General features: G+C 64.3%; 14 protein-coding genes. 8 read left to right on the plus strand and 6 right to left on the minus strand.

Going from position 1 to position 18,413, the window contains the following annotated elements:
* The first annotated feature begins 28 nt into the window (after positions 1 to 28).
* The 3 genes from yjiA (at position 29) to N5D48_RS22170 (ending at position 1,773) form a co-directional block, all read left to right on the plus strand.
* Positions 29 to 1,006, plus strand: a complete 978-nt coding sequence (gene yjiA / locus N5D48_RS22160) for a GTPase (protein ID WP_279888000.1) — start codon at positions 29 to 31, stop codon at positions 1,004 to 1,006.
* A 114-nt stretch (positions 1,007 to 1,120) separates the two neighbouring features.
* Complete coding sequence (locus N5D48_RS22165; RefSeq protein WP_279888019.1) at positions 1,121 to 1,477, plus strand: type II toxin-antitoxin system RelE/ParE family toxin; 357 nt, start codon at positions 1,121 to 1,123, stop codon at positions 1,475 to 1,477.
* On the plus strand, positions 1,474 to 1,773 hold the full coding sequence (locus N5D48_RS22170; RefSeq protein ID WP_279888002.1) for a helix-turn-helix domain-containing protein: 300 nt from the start codon (positions 1,474 to 1,476) through the stop codon (positions 1,771 to 1,773). Before N5D48_RS22165 ends, N5D48_RS22170 begins: the two co-directional genes overlap by 4 nt.
* Before the next feature lie 56 nt (positions 1,774 to 1,829).
* Here N5D48_RS22170 and glyA read toward each other — a convergent pair whose 3' ends face one another.
* Complete coding sequence (glyA, locus tag N5D48_RS22175; protein WP_279888003.1) at positions 1,830 to 3,083, minus strand: serine hydroxymethyltransferase; 1,254 nt, start codon at positions 3,081 to 3,083, stop codon at positions 1,830 to 1,832.
* Between the two features lie 308 nt (positions 3,084 to 3,391).
* Positions 3,392 to 7,222: a GGDEF and EAL domain-containing protein gene (locus N5D48_RS22180; RefSeq protein WP_279888005.1), complete on the minus strand. Its 3,831-nt coding sequence runs from the start codon at positions 7,220 to 7,222 to the stop codon at positions 3,392 to 3,394.
* Between the two features lie 255 nt (positions 7,223 to 7,477).
* Here N5D48_RS22180 and N5D48_RS22185 point away from each other — a divergent pair, with 255 nt between their 5' ends.
* The 3 genes from N5D48_RS22185 to gdhA all read left to right on the plus strand — a co-directional run bounded on the left by N5D48_RS22185 (position 7,478) and on the right by gdhA (position 11,416).
* Positions 7,478 to 7,870, plus strand: a complete 393-nt coding sequence (locus tag N5D48_RS22185; protein WP_279888007.1) for a hypothetical protein — start codon at positions 7,478 to 7,480, stop codon at positions 7,868 to 7,870.
* 227 nt (positions 7,871 to 8,097) lie between these two features.
* On the plus strand, positions 8,098 to 9,765 hold the full coding sequence (gene ettA / locus N5D48_RS22190) for an energy-dependent translational throttle protein EttA (protein ID WP_279888008.1): 1,668 nt from the start codon (positions 8,098 to 8,100) through the stop codon (positions 9,763 to 9,765).
* A 310-nt stretch (positions 9,766 to 10,075) separates the two neighbouring features.
* Positions 10,076 to 11,416 (plus strand): NADP-specific glutamate dehydrogenase, encoded by a 1,341-nt coding sequence (gdhA, locus tag N5D48_RS22195; RefSeq protein ID WP_279888010.1) that lies wholly within the window; start codon positions 10,076 to 10,078, stop codon positions 11,414 to 11,416.
* A 117-nt stretch (positions 11,417 to 11,533) separates the two neighbouring features.
* Here the strand turns inward: gdhA and N5D48_RS22200 are convergent, their stop codons facing one another.
* The 4 genes from N5D48_RS22200 to N5D48_RS22215 all read right to left on the minus strand — a co-directional run bounded on the left by N5D48_RS22200 (position 11,534) and on the right by N5D48_RS22215 (position 15,114).
* Positions 11,534 to 12,031 carry a GreA/GreB family elongation factor gene (locus N5D48_RS22200; RefSeq protein WP_279888011.1) on the minus strand — a complete coding sequence of 166 codons (498 nt, stop codon included), beginning with the start codon at positions 12,029 to 12,031 and terminating at the stop codon, positions 11,534 to 11,536.
* 135 nt (positions 12,032 to 12,166) lie between these two features.
* Positions 12,167 to 12,523, minus strand: a complete 357-nt coding sequence (locus tag N5D48_RS22205) for a hypothetical protein (RefSeq protein ID WP_279888013.1) — start codon at positions 12,521 to 12,523, stop codon at positions 12,167 to 12,169.
* A 170-nt stretch (positions 12,524 to 12,693) separates the two neighbouring features.
* Positions 12,694 to 14,547 (minus strand): DUF4105 domain-containing protein, encoded by a 1,854-nt coding sequence (locus tag N5D48_RS22210; RefSeq protein ID WP_279888014.1) that lies wholly within the window; start codon positions 14,545 to 14,547, stop codon positions 12,694 to 12,696.
* A gap of 78 nt (positions 14,548 to 14,625) precedes the next feature.
* A complete protein-coding gene (locus tag N5D48_RS22215; protein ID WP_279888016.1) occupies positions 14,626 to 15,114 on the minus strand; it encodes a DUF3015 domain-containing protein in 489 nt (162 codons plus the stop codon).
* A 256-nt stretch (positions 15,115 to 15,370) separates the two neighbouring features.
* Here N5D48_RS22215 and N5D48_RS22220 point away from each other — a divergent pair, with 256 nt between their 5' ends.
* The gene (locus N5D48_RS22220; protein WP_279888017.1) at positions 15,371 to 17,809 is read left to right on the plus strand and encodes an AAA family ATPase; all 2,439 of its coding nucleotides are present in this window, start codon (positions 15,371 to 15,373) and stop codon (positions 17,807 to 17,809) included.
* Positions 17,810 to 17,972: 163 nt separating this feature from the next.
* Positions 17,973 to 18,311: a hypothetical protein gene (locus N5D48_RS22225; RefSeq protein WP_279807301.1), complete on the plus strand. Its 339-nt coding sequence runs from the start codon at positions 17,973 to 17,975 to the stop codon at positions 18,309 to 18,311.
* The last annotated feature ends 102 nt before the right edge of the window (positions 18,312 to 18,413 follow it).

The following is an 18,413-nucleotide window of genomic DNA, read 5'->3' on the forward strand; positions in this document are numbered from 1 at the left end:
ATCATTTCCCGATTCAGGAGTTTTCCGCGTGCAAACGCCCATTCCCGTTACCGTGCTGACCGGCTTCCTTGGTGCCGGCAAGACCACACTGCTCAAGCACATGCTCAAGGCCGAGCACGGCCTGAAGCTTGCCGTGATCGAGAACGAGTTCAGCGAGGCCGGCATCGACAGCCAGCTGCTGGGCGATGAACCGGTACAGGTCATGACCCTGGCCAACGGCTGCGTGTGCTGCAGCATCCATGGCGACCTGACCCGTGCCCTGTACCTGCTGCTCGAGCGCCTGGATGCCGGCGAGATCGCCTTCGACCGCCTGGTGATCGAGTGCACCGGCCTGGCCGACCCGGCGCCGGTGGCGCAGACGTTCTTCATCGATGAGGAGCTGCGCGAGCGCTATATCCTCGACGGCATCATCACCCTGGTTGATAGCGCCCACGCCGAGCTGCACCTGACCCAGGCCATCGCCCAGGCCCAGGTCGGCTTCGCTGACCGCCTGCTGCTGAGCAAGACCGACCTGGTCGAGCCACCGCTGGTCGAGGCTCTGCGCGAGCGCCTGGCGCGCATCAATGGCCGAGCGGCGATCCGCGTGGTGGAGCATGGTCGCATCGACCTGGCCGAGCTGCTCGATGTGCGCGGCTTCAATCTCAACCCTGACCTGGGACTCAGCCTCAAGCCGGGTCTGCGCCCGGTGCTCAAGCCCGCGACACCTGATCGCATTTCGACCCTGGTACTGCGTACCGAGACCCCGCTGGACATCGATCGCCTCAGCGACTTCATGAACGAGCTGCTCGAGGAGCACGGCAAGCAGTTGCTGCGCTACAAGGGCGTGCTGAATATCGCCGGCGAAGACCGCCGTCTGGTATTCCAGGGCGTGCTGAAACTGTACGGTTTCGACTGGGATGCCGAGTGGCGGGACGACGAGGCGCGGGAAAGCGTGATGGTGTTCATTGCCGATGAATTGCCGGAGGCGAGGATTCGGGCAGGCTTCGAGGCATTGGGACACACATGAGTGGGATGTAGCTGACTGGTTGATGCCACCGAATGGCGGCATTTTTTTGCTTCGTTCAATTGATCGGGCCAGCCGGCATGGTCTCTCTTGAAAGGAGCACCTTTTTTGGTACACTTGGTCGCGACACCTCCTCAAGTCAGCGTGCTTTTCTTTCGCACAGAACTTGGCAACGAGCCCGTGCGGGAGTGGTTGAAAGCCTTGCCGCGCGATCAGCGCCAGTTGATCGGGGCCGAGATCAAGACCGTGCAGATCGGCTGGCCACTTGGCATGCCTCTGGTGCGAAAGATGGAAGGCGGGCTTTGGGAGATTCGTGTCGACCTGGGAGACACCGTGGGACGCGTGCTGTTCACGATCATCGATGGGGTGATGGTATTGCTCCATGGGTTCATCAAGAAAAGTCAAAAGACGCCCTCGGTCGACCTCGCATTGGCCAGGAAACGCAGGGCGAGCCTTAGGAGGCAAGCGATATGAACCCGCACATTGGTTCGGATTTCGACGATTTTCTCGCTGAAGAAGGCCTCCTGGAGGAGGTCACCGCCGCAGCGCTCAAGCGGGTGATCGCCTGGCAGCTGACAGAGGCCATGAAGCAGCAGAAGGTCAGCAAGAAGGCGCTCGCAGAGCGCATGCACACCAGCCGCACCGCCGTCGATCGAGCGCTTGACCAGACGGATGCCGGCATGACGCTGGCAACCCTGGCCAGCGCGGCGAGGGCCCTGGGGCAGCGAGTGGAAATACGCCTGGTGCCCGAGGTCACGCCAGCGCGATGAGGCGCATGAAAAAGCCCGGCACATGGCCGGGCTTTTTCACATCAGGCGTCTGCCAATCAGTTGCCGTACACCGGCAGCTTCTTGCAGATGGCCTTGACCTTCTCACGCACGGCGTCGATCACCGCTTCGTTGTTCAGGTCGGCCAGGATGTCGCAGATCCAGCCAGCCAGTTCGCGGCACTCGGCTTCCTTGAAGCCACGGGTGGTGACGGCCGGGGTGCCGAAACGCAGGCCCGAGGTGACGAACGGCGAACGTGGGTCGTTCGGCACCGAGTTCTTGTTGACGGTGATGAAGGCCTTGCCCAGGGCGGCGTCGGCGTCCTTACCAGAGATTTCCTGCTTGATCAGCGACAGCAGGAACAGGTGGTTCTGGGTGCCGCCGGAGACGACATCGAAACCACGCTCGATGAACACTTCGGCCATGGCCTGGGCGTTTTTCACCACTTGCTGCTGGTAGGCCTTGAACTCAGGCTGCAGCGCTTCCTTGAAGCAGATCGCCTTGGCGGCGATGACATGCTCCAGCGGGCCGCCCTGGGCGCCCGGGAACACGGCGGAGTTCAGCTTCTTCTCGATGTCGGCGTTGGCACGGGCCAGGATCAGGCCACCGCGCGGACCGCGCAGGGTCTTGTGGGTGGTGGTGGTGACCACGTCGGCGAACGGGACAGGGTTCGGGTACACGCCGGCGGCGACCAGGCCAGCCACGTGGGCCATGTCGACGAACAGGTAGGCACCGACCTTGTCGGCGATGGCGCGGAAGCGGGCGAAGTCCAGGACCTGGGAGTAGGCGGAGAAGCCGGCGACGATCATCTTCGGCTTGTGTTCCAGGGCCAGCGCTTCGACTTCGTCGTAGTCGATCAGGCCGTTGCCGTCGATGCCGTACTGGATGGCGTTGTACAGCTTGCCCGAGGACGAAACGCTGGCGCCGTGGGTCAGGTGGCCACCGTGGGCCAGGCTCATGCCCAGGATGGTGTCACCGGCCGACAGCAGGGCCAGGTAGACCGCGGCGTTGGCCTGCGAGCCGGCGTGCGGCTGGACGTTGGCGTAGTCGGCGCCGAACAGCTCCTTGGCGCGATCGATGGCCAGCTGCTCGACCACGTCGACGTATTCGCAACCACCGTAGTAGCGCTTGCCTGGGTAGCCTTCGGCGTACTTGTTGGTCAGAACCGAACCCTGGGCCTCCATGACCGCCGGGCTGGTGTAGTTTTCCGAAGCGATCAGCTCGATATGCTCTTCCTGGCGCAGGGCTTCTTGCTGCATGGCTTCGAAGAGCTCGGCGTCGTACTTGGCAATGGTCAAATCACGGCTGAACATGGCGGTCCTCAAGGATCGGGCAGAATTGGGGGTGCATTCTAACCGATTGATTCGCCGCTGGCATATGAAGTGGCATCAAGTCGCGGACCAATGGCCTTCATGTTGCAACCCGCGCCGTTTCTGGGCTGGAGTTGACTTCGGGGTCCGGTTTTCCAGCGCCGCGCCGTGCCCTGTAGGAGCGGCCTTGTGTCGCGAAAGGGCCGTGCAACGGCCCCAGGATGTCAGCATTCACGCCAAGATCGCCGGGACCGCTTTGCGGTCCTTTCGCGACACAAGGCCGCTCCTACAGGGACCGTGTGGCGCTTCGATCACTGGAACATGAGCAGGGTCTCGTTGCTGAACTGCGCCTCGAACTGGTTGGCCGGCATCGGCCGCCCGAACAGGTAGCCCTGCACCTCGTCGCAACCGTGCTCGCGCAGGAACTCGAGCTGCTCGTGGGTCTCCACGCCCTCGGCGATCACCGCCAGGTTGAGGCTGTGGGCCATGGCGATGATCGCCCGGGCGATCTGCGCGTCCTGTTCGCCCTCGGGCAAGCCGTCGACGAAGGTGCGGTCGATCTTGAGCACGTCGATGGGGAACTGCTTGAGGTAGTTGAGCGACGAATAGCCAGTGCCGAAGTCGTCGACTGCGATGCTCAGGCCCAGGTTCTTCAGGCTGTCGAGGATCTGCATGGCTTCGTTGACCTCACGCATCAGGATGCTCTCGGTCAGCTCCAGCTCCAGGCACGCCGGCGGCAGGCCGGTTTCTTCGAGGATGGTGGCGATGCGCGTGCCGAGCTGGCCGTCGGAGAACTGCCGGGCGGAGATGTTCACCGACACTTTCGGCACCCGCACCTTCTCCATGTGCCAGGCCTTGAGCTGGCGGCTGGCCTCGCGCAGAACCCAGTCGCCGACATCGACCACCAGGCCCAGCTCTTCGATCACCGGGATGAAGTCGCCCGGCGGCACCAGGCCGCGGGTCGGATGGCGCCAGCGCAACAGCGCCTCGGCGCCGGTCAGGCGCTTGCCATCGCCGCTGAACTGCGGCTGGTAGTAGAGGATGAACTCGTTCTGCTCCAGGGCATGGCGCAGGTCGCTTTCCAGTTCCAGGCGCTCCAGGGCGCTGGCGTTCATATCGGCCTGGTAGAACTGGAAGTTGTTCTTGCCGCGTTCCTTGGCATGGTACATGGCGGTGTCGGCGTTCTTCATCAGCTGGCTGAGCTCGCTGCCATCCTGCGGGCTCAGGGCGATGCCGATACTGGCGGTGACGAAGAACTCGCGGTTCTCCAGGACGAACGGCGTGACCAGCCCGCCGAGGATGTTCTCGGCGACATGGATGGCGCGGTTGAGCGCCTGTTCGCGCGTGGCCCGGGGTTGCAGCAGCAGGGTGAACTCGTCGCCGCCCATGCGCGCCACGGTGTCGTCGTCGTCGACGCAGGCCAGCAGGCGCTCGGCCATGTCCTTGAGCATGCGATCGCCCGCGGCATGGCCAAGGGAGTCGTTGATCGGCTTGAAGCGGTCGAGGTCGAGGAACATCAGCACCACCCAGGCCTTGTGCCGTTCGGCCTGTTGCAGGGCGGTGTAGAGGCGGTCCTGGAACAGCGTGCGGTTGGGCAGGTGGGTCAGGGCGTCGTAGTAGGCCAGGCGATGAATGCGCTGCTCGCTGGCCTTGCGTTCGCTGATGTCGGTGAAGAAGCACACGTAGCTGGCCAGGTCGCCTTCGTCGTCGAGCACCGCGGTGATGCCAACCCAGGCCGGGTAGTGTTCGCCATTGCGCCGTTTCAGCCATACCTCGCCTTCCCAGCTGCCGCGCTGGCTCAGCTGCTTGAGCACGTAGCCCAGTTGCGCACTCTGCTGGGTTTCGACGGTGAGCATGCCGGGCAATTGGTCGAGCACCTCGGCCACGGCGTAGCCGCTGACCCGGCTGAACGCTTCGTTGGCCTGAACGATGTATCCGGCCGGATCGGTGATGAGGATCGCCGAGGTGGAGTGCTCGAATACCGTCGCCGCCATGCGCAGGTCTTTCTCGGCGCGGCGCTGCTGGCTGATGTCGCGGCCCACGCCGAGCACGCCCTCGAAACGGCTGTGTTCGTCCCAGACCAGCACCAGGCGCAGCTCGATGGGAATCTTGCGGCCATCGGCGCGCAGGCAGTCGAACAGGAACAGCTGAGTGGGCAGGGTGTCGCGCAGCTGGTTCAGCTGGGTGCTGTCGCCCAGTGCCTTGCTGACCCGCTCCAGCAGGCTGTAGACGCCGGTCAGCTGGCCGGGGTTGGCGATGATCGACTGCCAGCCGTTGGCGAAGATCCAGCCGGCCTGGTAACCCAGTACCGCTTGCACCGAAGGGCTGACATAGTTGAGTTGCAGTTGACTGTCGGTGGAGAAGATCACGTCGCTGATGCTTTCGGCGAGCATGCGATAGCGCTGCTCGCTGTCGCGCAGCGACTCGCTGGCCTCGATCTGCACCGTGACGTCCTTGCCCACGCCGATGATGCGGGTGACCTGGCCTTCGCTGTCGCGGGTCAGCACCTGCTCGCGGATGTCATAGCAGCGCCAGCCACCGTCGCGGTGGCGGAAACGCAGCTGGCAGTGCAGCGATTGCCCATAGCTGGTGTCGCGCTGCTGCTGGCGCAGGGTGCGATAGTGCTCGGCGTCGCCGGGGTGCAGCAGCATCTCCCAGAAGCGGTCGCCCATCTGGGCCAGTTCCGCGCGCGCATAGCCCAGTGTCTGGCCCAGGTGGCGGTTGCTGAAGATCATTCGCTGGCTGTTGACGTCCTGCACGTAGAGCTGGTCAGGTACGGTGCGCACCACGTCCGACCAGAAGCTCTCGCGCTCGAGCAACGACAGCTCCACCTGCTTGCGGCTGGTGATGTCGCTGATGCTCAGGATCACGGCCTGGTAGTCACGACGCTGCTGGGGCAGACGCGCCATCAGCCACAGGTGCAGCTCGCCGCCCAGCGGGGCGGGCAGGCGCACCTCGAGCTCCAGTTGCTGGCGTTCCTCGATCAGGGCATCGATCAGTTGCATGCCGATGCTGTCGCAACCATTACCGCTGCCCTGGATCAGGCGCTGCCAGGCACCTTCGTGGCACTCGACGTTGAGCAGTTGGCGCGCCACCTGGTTGATCTCGGTGATCTTCAATTCCGCCAGCAGCGTGCGCCGCAGGTTGCAGTCCAGCGCCAGGCTCTGCTTGAGCGCGGCGCGGTTGCGCAGGTGGTAGCGATCCAGTTGCCCGGGCAGGCTGGAAAGGTCGAGCACGCACAGGGCCACGCCAGTGCCTTCGAAGATTTCCTGGTAGCGCCGGCGATCCTCCTGCAGGGCGCGCTGGCGGCGGCGCATGTTGATCAGGGCCAGCACCGGCAGCAGGGCGCAGAACAGCACCAGCACGCCTTTGCCGAGCAGGGCCGGGAGCAGCTTGTCGCGGGCCTGGCCGGCATCGAACAGGCCACGCAGTTGCCAAGTGCTGTTGTCGATGAAGGCAAGCATCACGCTCTGCAGCGGCTCTTCGCTGGTCTGGCGATGGCCGTGGCGCTTGATCACCTCGGCGTTGCGGCTGTTTTCCAGCAGCCAGAGGGGGTGGCTCGCTGCGTCCAGGTGTTCGGTCAGCTCCTGGTAGAACCGGCTGTCCAGCCTCAGGAGCCAGTAGCCGCGGTCCTGTTCGGTCGGTTGGCGCAGCAGCAGGTAGATCCTTTGGTTGTCAGGTGCGTTGCCATAGAAGAAAGCGCGGCCCTGGTTCAGTTGCAGGAGCCCGTCAATCAACTGACGGTCCGGGGTGCCGTCCAGTGTGTCGCTGCGCACCTGTCCGGCGCTGTTCAGCCAGGCCAGGTCGCGCAGCGATGGCAGGCGCGCCTGCAAGGTGGCGAGCAAGGGGGGCAACGCGGCGGGTGTCGGCGGATTGACGTACGCTTGAACCAGATTCAGCGACTGCTGGGCCTTCAGGGCCATGTTCAGGCTCAGATGGTCGGCCAGTTCCGCGCTGGTCGCCAGGCTTTGCTGGCGCAGGTCGGCCTGGGTATGGCGGAACTGGGCGAACAGTTGCCAGAGCAGCAAACCCAGCAGAACCAGGGCGAGCAGCGCCAGCGCTCCCTTGAGCGAGCCACGCGGGTGCATGCCCGCCTTGGAGTCGGCAGGAGGCAGGGATGACGGTTGCGTGAGATTGGTCAAGCGTTGGGTCCTGCGATTGTGCTGGCGATGGCAGGGGGCTGCGATCCCGGTGCATGCACGGCGCGTGCCGTGGTCGCCGGGCGAACTATATAGGTGCACCGGTGAAGCCGGCTAGCATGCCTTCAAATATGGCAAAGTGCCAGTCCGTGTGTCCGATGGCGAGATGTCAACTGGTCATGTCGGTTCGGCAAGACCCTGCCAGCTGTGCGAGAATGCCGCCCGCTTCAATAGTCAACGCATCGGAGATGTACGGTTTTGGTTACCCACTATTCCACCAATGGCCTCGATTCCGCCTGTGGGCGCAGCAGTCAGACCCTGGTCAGCACTGCCGTGACCGAGGACGTATCCTGCAAGACCTGCCAGCGTTCGCTGGCCAAACCGGACACGGCTGCCGCCAGTGCCAGCAAGACGCCGTCGCTGGCCGAACTGCGCAAGCAGGCCAAGCCTGCGGTCGAGGCCGTCGCTCCGGCGCCTGCCAAGCCTGCTGCCGCGCCCGCCAAGGTCGCGAGCAAGCCTGCCGCCAAGGCTGCTGAAAAACCTGCCCGCAGCGGCGGCTTCAGCGTCAAGGCCGCCTGGGCCGCGCGCCTGACCGAGCAAGCGGACCGTTGCCGCCTGCCGCGTGGCAAGGTCAAGCAAGCGCACGTCTGAGCCTGCGTCACCTTGATCGCGGGTCAAGCCCGCTCCCATGAAACAACGCCGTGGCGTGGGAGCGGGCTTGACCCGCGATAGCCGCCGAACGGCGCCGCCATCTACCCATCTGTGCAACGCCGCGAGTTGGCGTAGAATGGCCCACTTTGTTCAACGACACCCCGTAATCACATCCCCTGGCCCATGCCGGGGCGCGTGTCTTTACCTATCTGATAGAGGGCTTGGTTTTGGCTCAATACGTCTACACCATGCATCGGCTGAGCAAGGTCGTGCCGCCGAAGCGGGAAATTCTCAAGAACATTTCCCTGTCGTTCTTCCCAGGCGCCAAGATCGGCGTGCTGGGCCTGAACGGCGCGGGTAAATCGACCCTGCTGCGCATCATGGCGGGCGTCGACAAGGAATTCGACGGCGAAGCCCGCCCGATGCCCGACATCAACGTCGGCTACCTGCCTCAGGAGCCGCAGCTGGATCCGGCCAAGACCGTGCGTGAAGTGGTCGAGGAAGCGGTCAGCGTGATCAAGGACGCCCAGGCCCGCCTGGACGAGGTCTACGCCGCCTACGCCGACCCGGACGCCGACTTCGACAAGCTGGCCGCCGAGCAGGCCAAGCTCGAGGCCATCCTCCAGGCCGCCGACGGCCACAACCTGGAGCGTCAGCTGGACGTCGCCGCCGACGCCCTGCGCCTGCCGGCCTGGGACGCGAAGATCGAGCACCTGTCCGGTGGCGAGAAGCGCCGTGTGGCCCTGTGCCGCCTGCTGCTGTCGGCCCCCGACATGCTGCTGCTGGACGAACCGACCAACCACCTGGACGCCGACTCGGTGGCCTGGCTGGAGCGCTTCCTCCACGACTTCCCCGGCACCGTGGTGGCGATCACCCACGACCGTTACTTCCTCGACAACGTCGCTGGCTGGATCCTCGAACTGGACCGCGGCGCCGGCATCCCTTACGAAGGCAACTACTCGGGCTGGCTGGAGGCCAAGTCGGATCGTCTGGCCCAGGAGTCCAAGCAGCAGAGCGCCCATGAGAAGGCCATGAAAGAGGAACTGGAGTGGGTGCGCAAAGGCGCCAAGGCCCGCCAGTCCAAGTCCAAGGCTCGTCTGCAGCGCTTCGAGGAGATGCAGTCGCAGGAATTCCAGAAGCGTTCCGAGACCAACGAGATCTACATCCCGGCGGGTCCGCGCCTGGGCGACAAGGTCATCGAGTTCAAGAACGTCACCAAGGGCTACGGCGATCGCGTGCTGATCGACAACCTGTCGTTCGCCATGCCCAAGGGCGCCATCGTCGGTGTGATCGGTGGTAACGGCGCGGGTAAATCGACCCTGTTCCGCATGCTGATGGGCAAGGAGCAGCCGGACTCGGGCAGCATCGAGATCGGTGAAACCGTGCAGCTGGCCTGCGTCGACCAGAGCCGCGAGGACCTGGACGGCAGCAAGACCGTGTTCCAGCAGATCTCCGACGGTTCCGACCAGATCCGCATCGGCAGCTACGAGATCCCGTCGCGCACCTACGTTGGCCGCTTCAACTTCAAGGGCGGCGACCAGCAGAAGTTCGTCAAGGACCTCTCCGGTGGTGAGCGTGGCCGCCTGCACCTGGCGCTGACCCTGAAGGAGGGCGGCAACGTCCTGCTGCTCGACGAACCGTCCAACGACCTCGACGTCGAAACCCTGCGTTCGCTGGAGGAAGCCCTGCTGGACTTCCCGGGCGCCGCCATCGTGATTTCCCACGACCGTTGGTTCCTGGACCGTGTGGCCACTCACATCCTGGCGTACGAAGACGATTCGAGCGTGGTGTTCTTCGAGGGCAACTACACCGAGTACGAAGCCGACCGCAAGAAGCGCCTGGGCGACGCCGCCGCCCAGCCGCACCGTGTGCGTCACAAGAAACTGGCCCAGTAAGCCGGTTTACGCTGCACAGCAATGGGGCCCTTCGGGGCCCCATTTTTGTGCCTGGGCAATAAATGAGTGGTGGCTTTTTCTCGGGCAAGCCCGCTCCCACAGGTTCTCCACAGACTGGAAGATCAGTGGAATCCCTGTGGGAGCGGGCTTGCCCGCGAAGCAGGTGGCATGATTCAAATTTTGTATACAGTTATAGAAAACGCACCAATTAATTTCATAAAAACGACATTTCGCCCTGTTCCAGTGCGATTGGTTCTTGGTACATTCCTGAAAAAACCAAAAACAATCCCCTCTTGGTGAGATGTCTACCATGATCGAATCTGTCGACGCCTTCCTGGCCCGCCTGCAACAGCGCGACCCGGCACAGCCCGAATTCCACCAGGCCGTGGAAGAAGTGCTGCGCAGCCTGTGGCCGTTCCTCGAACAAAACCCTCACTACCTCCAAGCCGGTATCCTCGAACGCATGGTCGAACCCGAGCGCGCCGTGCTGTTCCGCGTGTCGTGGGTCGATGACCAGGGCAAGGTCCAGGTCAATCGCGGCTACCGCATCCAGATGAGCAGCGCCATCGGCCCGTACAAGGGCGGCCTGCGCTTCCACCCGTCGGTGAACCTGGGCGTGCTCAAGTTCCTGGCCTTCGAGCAGGTGTTCAAGAACTCCCTGACCTCGCTGCCCATGGGTGGCGGCAAGGGCGGCTCGGACTTCGATCCGAAGGGCAAGAGCGACGCCGAAGTGATGCGTTTCTGCCAGGCGTTCATGAGCGAGCTGTACCGCCACATCGGTGCCGACCTCGACGTGCCGGCCGGTGACATCGGCGTCGGCGCCCGCGAGATCGGCTTCCTGTTCGGCCAGTACAAGCGCCTGGCCAACCAGTTCACCTCGGTGCTGACCGGCAAGGGCATGACTTATGGCGGCAGCCTGATCCGTCCGGAGGCCACCGGCTATGGTTGCGTGTATTTCGCCGAAGAGATGCTTAAGCGCCAGGACAAGCGTATCGACGGTCGCCGTGTGGCGATTTCCGGCTCGGGCAACGTCGCCCAGTACGCCGCGCGCAAGGTCATGGACCTGGGCGGCAAGGTGATCTCGCTGTCCGACTCCGAAGGCACCCTGTTCTGCGAAGCCGGCCTCAGTGATGCGCAGTGGGACGCACTGATGGAGCTGAAGAACGTCAAGCGCGGTCGCCTAAGCGAGCTGGCCGGGCAGTTCGGCCTGGAGTTCCGCAAGGGCCAGACGCCGTGGGACCTGGCATGCGACATCGCGCTGCCGTGCGCGACCCAGAACGAGCTGAATGCCGAGGATGCCCGTACCCTGCTGCGCAACGGCTGCATCTGCGTGGCCGAAGGCGCCAACATGCCGACTACCCTCGAGGCTGTGGATATCTTCATCGAAGCCGGCATTCTCTACGCGCCGGGCAAGGCTTCCAACGCCGGTGGCGTGGCCGTGTCGGGGCTGGAGATGTCGCAGAACGCCATGCGCCTGCTGTGGACGGCGGGTGAGGTGGACAGCAAGTTGCACCACATCATGCAGTCGATCCACCATGCGTGCGTGCATTACGGGGAAGAGGCCGATGGCAGCATCAACTACGTCAAGGGCGCCAATATCGCGGGCTTCGTGAAAGTCGCCGATGCCGTGCTGGCGCAGGGCGTGGTCTGATCTCGGATCGTAGGGGGCCGCTCTGCGGCCCTTTCGCGACACAAGGCCGCTCCTACAGAAAAGCGCAATTCCCTGTAGGAGCGGCCTTGTGTCGCGAAAGGGCTGCAAAGCAGCCCCTCAACCCTCAACCTCGATCCCAGTAATTTCGATCATCTGATCACCTGCCGGCCTTCGCCACAGCACTTCATCCCCAGGCCCGGCCCCCAGCAATGCCTGCCCCAGCGGCGACCCCCAATTGATCAACCCACGCACCGCATCTGCCTGGTCCTCGCCCACCAGCTGCACCTGATGCTCCCGGTCATCCTCATCGACGAAGCGTACCCGGCTGCCAATCTGCACTTTCTCCGTGGAAGTGGCCGCCGGCACCACCTGCGCACTTTGCACGCGGGCGCTGAAGTAGCGCAGGTCACGCTCGGTCTCGGCCAACCGTTGCTGGTCGGCGCGCTCGCCCTGCGCCTGCAGTTCGCTGCGCAGTGCATTGAGCTCAGCCAGACGTTGCTGCAACTGGGCAAGGCCCGTGGCGGTGACATAGTTGGGCTGGTCACTGACCCGTCGCTCCACCGGTTGGTCAGCTTGGGCGGCGGCCTGGTCCTCGTTGACGAATGCTCGGCTCATTCCAGCTCCAAGCTTGAAGCTGCAAGCTTCAAGCTGATCGAGAGTGGCAGGGATACGTGCTTGATCAGAAAGCTCGTTGGCTTTTGCTTGGAGCTTACCGCTTGAAGCTTGAGGCTTGCGTGTCTGTTTGCGACGTCACTTGCGGCGATAGGCGCGGGCGGCATCCTGGTCCTTTTCCTGCTGCCAGTCGCGGTCGCGCTCGTCCCAGTAGCGTTCGCGGTACTCGCGCAGGTCTTCGTTGGACTGCATCGCGTGGCACTGGCGAAAGCCGTCGTCCCAACCGCTTTCGTACTGGCGATTGTGCAGGTAGCGCGGCACATCCTTGCGAAAGTCGCCGATCATCAGCCCGGCGGCCTGGCGTCCGCTGCTGCAGCCGTCCTGGAAACCATCGGCGTAGGCGGGGGGATAGCCTTGATTGACCATCTGCTCGTGGGTGGTTTCACAACCGGCCAGCAGCAATGCGACACACAGGCCCAACCAATACCGCGACATATCCACAAGACCTTTGACGTGATGGTGGAAAGTCTAGGGGGTGAATTGTTGGCGCGATGTCAAAACGCTGTCGAAGGATCGCGGCGCAGTCGTGGGAGCGGGCTTGCCCCGCGATAAGCCAGCAGACGTATCGCGGGACAAGCCCGCTCCCACGAGGAAGGCCATGTTGATCAGTATTGGTACCACTTCAGCTCCAGCATCACCTCGTTCTGCGCCGTGGCCAGATGGCTGAACTGCCGCGAGGCGCTCAGGCGCAACCCCAGGTCCCGGCTGATCTCCCACTGTTGAGTCAGGCTGATGCCGCGCCGCACCTCGCCGTTGGTGAAGTAGTCGCCCTTGGCCTCCAGCGTCAGGTTGCCCAGCGGGTTGCGCCACAGCAGTCCGCCGTTGAACCCGGCGGCCGGCGATATGAATTCGGCGAAGTCGTTATGGTGTTCCACCCGCACCGTGCCCAGGGCAAAGCCCAGCAGGTCGTCGCTCAGTTGCCAGGTGCCACCGGCGCCGCCGTTGACATGGCTGACCAGCACTTCGTCGTCGTGCTTGCCCGGCACGCGCTCGAGGCCGCCGGCAACCTGCCACGACCACGGCTTGAGCAAGGCATTGCGCGGTGTCAGCGAGCGGATCGTGGCCAGGTCCAGGCGCTGTACCTGCCAGTCGTTGCCTTCGTACTGGCGCAGCTTGAGCTGCAGGATCTCGATCTGCGCGCCCAGCGGGAAACCGTACAGGTTGTCGTTGAGGTCGTGATAGGCCATGCGCAGGCCGTACTCGGCGTAGGCGCGATCCTCGCGCGTACCGACCCCCAGCTGCCAGGTGCGTGATTGATGGCCGTCCTCGGGCAGGCCTGGACGTTCGATCTGCAGCGGCGGGGGCGGGTTGCCGTTGATTGCCCTGAGCAGTTCGTAACTGCGCCTGGCCTGCGCCGCGTCGCGTTCCTGGCCGTTGGCCCGGTAGCGCTCCAGGCGGTAGGCGGCGTCCTGCACCAGGGCCTGGCGCGCGCGGGGCAAGGCGGTGAAGTCGGGGCTGTGCAGATACGCGGTGTCTGCGCTGATGGTCAGCACCTGTTGCTGCTCGTCGTGACTCAGCGGTTCGGCGCGGGCCAGCAGTTCGCGCTCGCGGGAGGGGCGGTAGCGCACGTCGCTGACCAGCCCGGACTGTTTCACGGCCTTGACCGTGTCGGTGGGGATGGCGGTCAGCGGGAACTGCGAGGTCAGGTCCAGGCTCGGACGCGCCACCTGCAGCAGCTCCAGCAGGCGGTAGGAGCAGTTCTCGTCGAAAAAGAAGTAGTCGAACTTGATCTGCTTGAGTTCCCACACGTGTTCGACCATGCGCCCGGTCTCCTGGGGCGTCAGGTCCAGCTGGTATTCCCACAGGTCGCGGTTCTCCAGGCTGCGGTATTCGGACAGTTTCTCCTGGTAGGGCATCATCGCGAACAGCCCGGGATAGCCGCCCATCAGGCCTTTCCAGGCGTACAGGATGCTGTTGTCGCTGCCTTCGATGTAGGCGCCGAAGTTGATCGCGTAGCTCAGCAGCGTGGTGTCGTCGCGGCGGGTGTTGGACTTGTCGATGCGCAGCAGCGTGTGACCGAACATCGACGATGGGCTGTTGAGGTAGGCGGCCGGGAAGATCAGCGCCGCGCTGTGGGGGTCGATGGATTGGTACCAGGTGGCGAACTCCTGGCAGTGCGGGCTCGGCAGGTCGGCGAGGTTCAATTGCTCGCGCAGCCAGCGGGTGCGTGCCGGGAAGACGCACTGGGCGTGCTTGTCGCCCAGGCTGGCCGGGGCGTACAAGGCGGCGACCGTGGCCTGCAGTTCTTGCTCCGGATGGTGCGCGCCGTCCTCGGCGAGGAAGAAGCGCTCATCGTCCACATAGCTGCGCCAGCCGCCGAGCTTGGCGGTCTCGTAGTGTCCCAGGGCGATCCAGTAGGGCGTGGCGGCCAACTGCTGGATACGGGCCGGGTCGATCTGCGGTGCGGCATGAAGCGGGGCGCTGGCGATGAGCGCCAGGGGAGCGAGGCGTTTGAGCATGTCGGGCAACTACATCCTGATGATGCCGAAAGGTGATGCGCCAGACCCGCCCCGCTGCCGGGGCGGGAGGCGTGGAACTCAAGCCTCGGTGGCGTACTTGGCCAGTTGCGGGTCGCTCTTGAGCACGGCCAGGGTGTTGCTGTGCACGGTCTCGGCAGTCGCGTCGGCGCTGCTGAAGATCTGCTGGAAGTGCTCGTGGGTGACGGCGGCGAAGTGCGCGCGGTCTTCAGGCGCCACGCCGAGGACCACGGCGTAGGTGGTCAGGGCTTCGCCTTCGCCCTTGGCCATGTCTTCGGACAGCTCGTTCATCATGCCGTTCATGGCGAACCAGGATTTGCCGCCATAGGAGAGGGCGGCCTTGGTCGAGCAGCCGTTGGTGCCCGAGGTCATGCCGAAGGTGGCGTTGCCGGAGGTGCCGTTGGTGGTGGATGCCAGGAAGTGGGCCGGGGTGCCGCGCTGGCCCTCGAACAGCATGTTGCCCCAGCCGCAGTTCGGGCCGCCCGGCGCTTCGGCCATGGCGTTGATCGAGACAGCGGCGAACAGAGTACCCAGAAGAATCCGTTTCATAGCGTTGTTCTCTTTCTCAAGTGACGTACCAATGGTCAGGGTTCTGGCGGCAATGTCGCCAGGTCGGGGAGGTGAAAGCATCCCCCCGCGCAGCTTGGAGTTTAGGCACGATCCAAAGGTTGCGTTGTTTATTGCGAAAAATTGCTTGCGCGATGCGAGTTGTTGGGCTGCGACATAAAGTCCTGCCGAGCCTTGCCGCTGCGCGCTGGCAGCGCCAGAATGCCTCTCATCCGCCCCGCCGAAGTAAGGAAACCCAATGCCCGATCCTGTCGCCTCGCGCCTGCGTCTCGCGCCCGAAGCCCTGACCCGGCGTTTCTCCGCTGAACAGTTTGCCTTTACCAATACCGACGATCTGGAGCCGTTTCGTGGTGTCCTGGGCCAGGAGCGTGCCGTCGAGGCCCTGCAGTTCGGCGTGGCCATGCCGCGCCCCGGTTACAACGTGTACGTGATGGGCGAGCCCGGCACGGGCCGCTTCTCGTTCGTCAAGCGCTACCTGAAGGCCGAGGGCAAGCGCCAGCTGACCCCGGCCGACTGGCTCTACGTCAACAACTTCGAGGATTCCCGCGAGCCGCGTGCCCTGGAGCTGCCGGCCGGCAGCGCCCATGAGTTCATCAGCGACATGAACGGCTTGATCGACAACCTGCTGGCGACCTTCCCGGCGGTGTTCGAGCATCCGTCCTACCAGCAGAAGAAAGGCGCCATCGATCGCGCCTTCAACCAGCGTTACGACCGTGCCCTGGATGTGATCGAGCGCGCCTCGCTGGAAAAGGACGTGGCGCTGTACCGCGACAGCAGCAACGTCGCCTTCACGCCCATGGCCGACGGCAAGGCGCTTGACGAAGCCGAGTTCGCCCAACTGCCGGAGGAGGTGCGCGAGCGCTTCCATGAAGACATCGCCGAGCTGGAAGAGCGCCTGAACGAGGAGCTGTCCAGCCTGCCGCAGTGGAAACGCGAGTCGAACAACCAGCTGCGCCAGCTCAATGAAGAGACCATCACGCTCGCCCTGCAGCCGCTGCTGGCGCCGCTGTCGGAGAAGTACGCGGAGAACGCCGCGGTCTGCGCCTACCTGCAATCGGTGCAGTTGAACCTGTTGCGCACCGTGGTCGAACAATTGGTCGACGACAGCAAGACCGACGCGGTGGCGCGCAAGATGCTCGAAGAGCAGTACGCGCCCAACCTGGTGGTCGACCATCCCGGCAAGGGCGGGGCGCCGGTGGTGTTCGAGCCGCACCCGACCTACGACAACCTGTTCGGTCGTATCGAGTACAGCACCGACCAGGGCGCGCTGTACACCTCCTATCGCCAGCTGCGCCCCGGCGCGCTGCACCGGGCCAATGGCGGCTTCCTCATTCTGGAAGCCGAGAAGATGCTGGGTGAACCCTTCGTCTGGGATGCCCTCAAGCGCGCCCTGCAGTCGCGCAAGTTGAAGATGGAGTCGCCACTGGGCGAGCTGGGCCGGGTCGCCACCGTCAGCCTGACGCCGCAGATGATCCCGCTCAGCGTCAAGCTGGTCATCATTGGCTCGCGCCAGTTGTACTACGCGCTGCAGGACCACGACTCGGACTTCCAGGAGATGTTCCGGGTGCTGGTGGACTTCGATGAAGACATGCCGATGGTCGAAGAGAACCTGGAGCAGTTCGCCCAGTTGCTGCGTACCCGCACCAACGAGGAAGGCATGGCGCCGCTGACCAGCGACGCGGTCGCGCGCCTGGCCACCTACAGCGCCCGTCTGGCGGAGAACCAGTCGCGCCTTTCGGCGCGCATCGGCGACCTGTTCCAGCTGGTCAGCGAGGCGGACTTCATTCGCCAGCTGGCCAACGAAGACATGACCGACGCCGGGCACATCGAACGGGCGCTCAAGGCCAAGGCCACGCGGACCGGGCGAGTGTCGCAGCGGGTACTCGACGACATGCTCGCCGGGATCATCCTGATCGACACCGAGGGCGCGGCGATCGGCAAGTGCAACGGCCTGACCGTGCTGGAAGTAGGCGATTCGGCGTTCGGCATGCCGGCGCGGATCTCGGCCACCGTCTATCCAGGTGGCAGCGGCATCGTCGACATCGAGCGCGAGGTCAACCTGGGGCAGCCGATCCACTCCAAGGGTGTGATGATCCTGACCGGGTACCTGGGCAGCCGTTATGCCCAGGAGTTCCCGCTGGCGATTTCGGCGAGCATCGCCCTGGAGCAGTCCTACGGCTACGTGGACGGCGACAGCGCCTCGCTGGGGGAAGCGTGCACGCTGATCTCGGCGCTGTCGCGCACCCCGCTCAAGCAGTGCTTCGCCATCACCGGCTCGATCAACCAGTTCGGCGAGGTGCAGGCAGTCGGTGGAGTCAACGAGAAGATCGAAGGCTTCTTCCGCCTGTGCGAGGCCCGTGGCCTGACCGGCGAGCAAGGGGTGATCATCCCGCGTGCCAACGTCGCCACGTTGATGCTTGACGAGCGCGTGGTGCAGGCGGTCGAAGCGGGTCGCTTCCATGTCTATGCCGTGAGCCAGGCCGACGAGGCCCTGAGCCTGCTGGTGGGCGAGGAGGCCGGCGCGCTGGACGACAAGGGCCAGTTCGCCGAGGGCAGCGTCAACGCCCGGGTGGTCGAGCGCCTGCGGGAGATCGCCGAGATGATCAGCGAGGAAGAGATCAAGGAGGCCGAGAAGGAGCGGCTGGAAGAGGTCATCGCCCAGGCCAAGCCTGCCTGAGTCAATAATCCGGCGCTAACGGCGAAGTGCTACCGTTCAGCGCCGGTTTTCTAACTTATTCTTCAAGTCGGCTACAGTGGAACTTAAGGACGCTATCAGGGTTCAGGATGGAAACAGCCTGACGGTTTCGGGCTGAACAGGGCTTTACAGAGGGGACGCCGTCATGCGCAACCTCAGCCTCACCCGCCAGTGCCTGGGCCTGGTGACCCGCATCGAATGCAGCATCCGTCCACTGGCTGGCGACAATGGCATGTGGACCCTGCTGTTCGCCGCCGGCATGGCCGGTGAACAACCCTCGGCGATCAAGGCCCAGGGGCCGTTCCACGGCCCGCAGGTGGCCGAGTCGGTGATGAACGCCATCGTCGACAGCCTCACCCTTCATGGTTATCAGGTGGCGGAAGACCCGCAGATCTGGTGCTTGCACCTGCAGGCGCAGCTACGGCGGATCAATGGTGAGCGCTGCCGCAACCTTGGGGACTACCAGTTCCATCCGGAAACCTGAGCGCAGTTCCTGTAGGCGATCGCCCAGCCCGTTGGGCTGCGCTGTCGCGCAGGGAACCATCTCCCTGTAGGAGCGGCCTTGTGTCGCGAAAGGGGCGCGTAG

Origin of the sequence: Pseudomonas sp. GD03858 (genome assembly GCF_029840925.1) — a bacterium.
Classification (GTDB): domain Bacteria; phylum Pseudomonadota; class Gammaproteobacteria; order Pseudomonadales; family Pseudomonadaceae; genus Aquipseudomonas.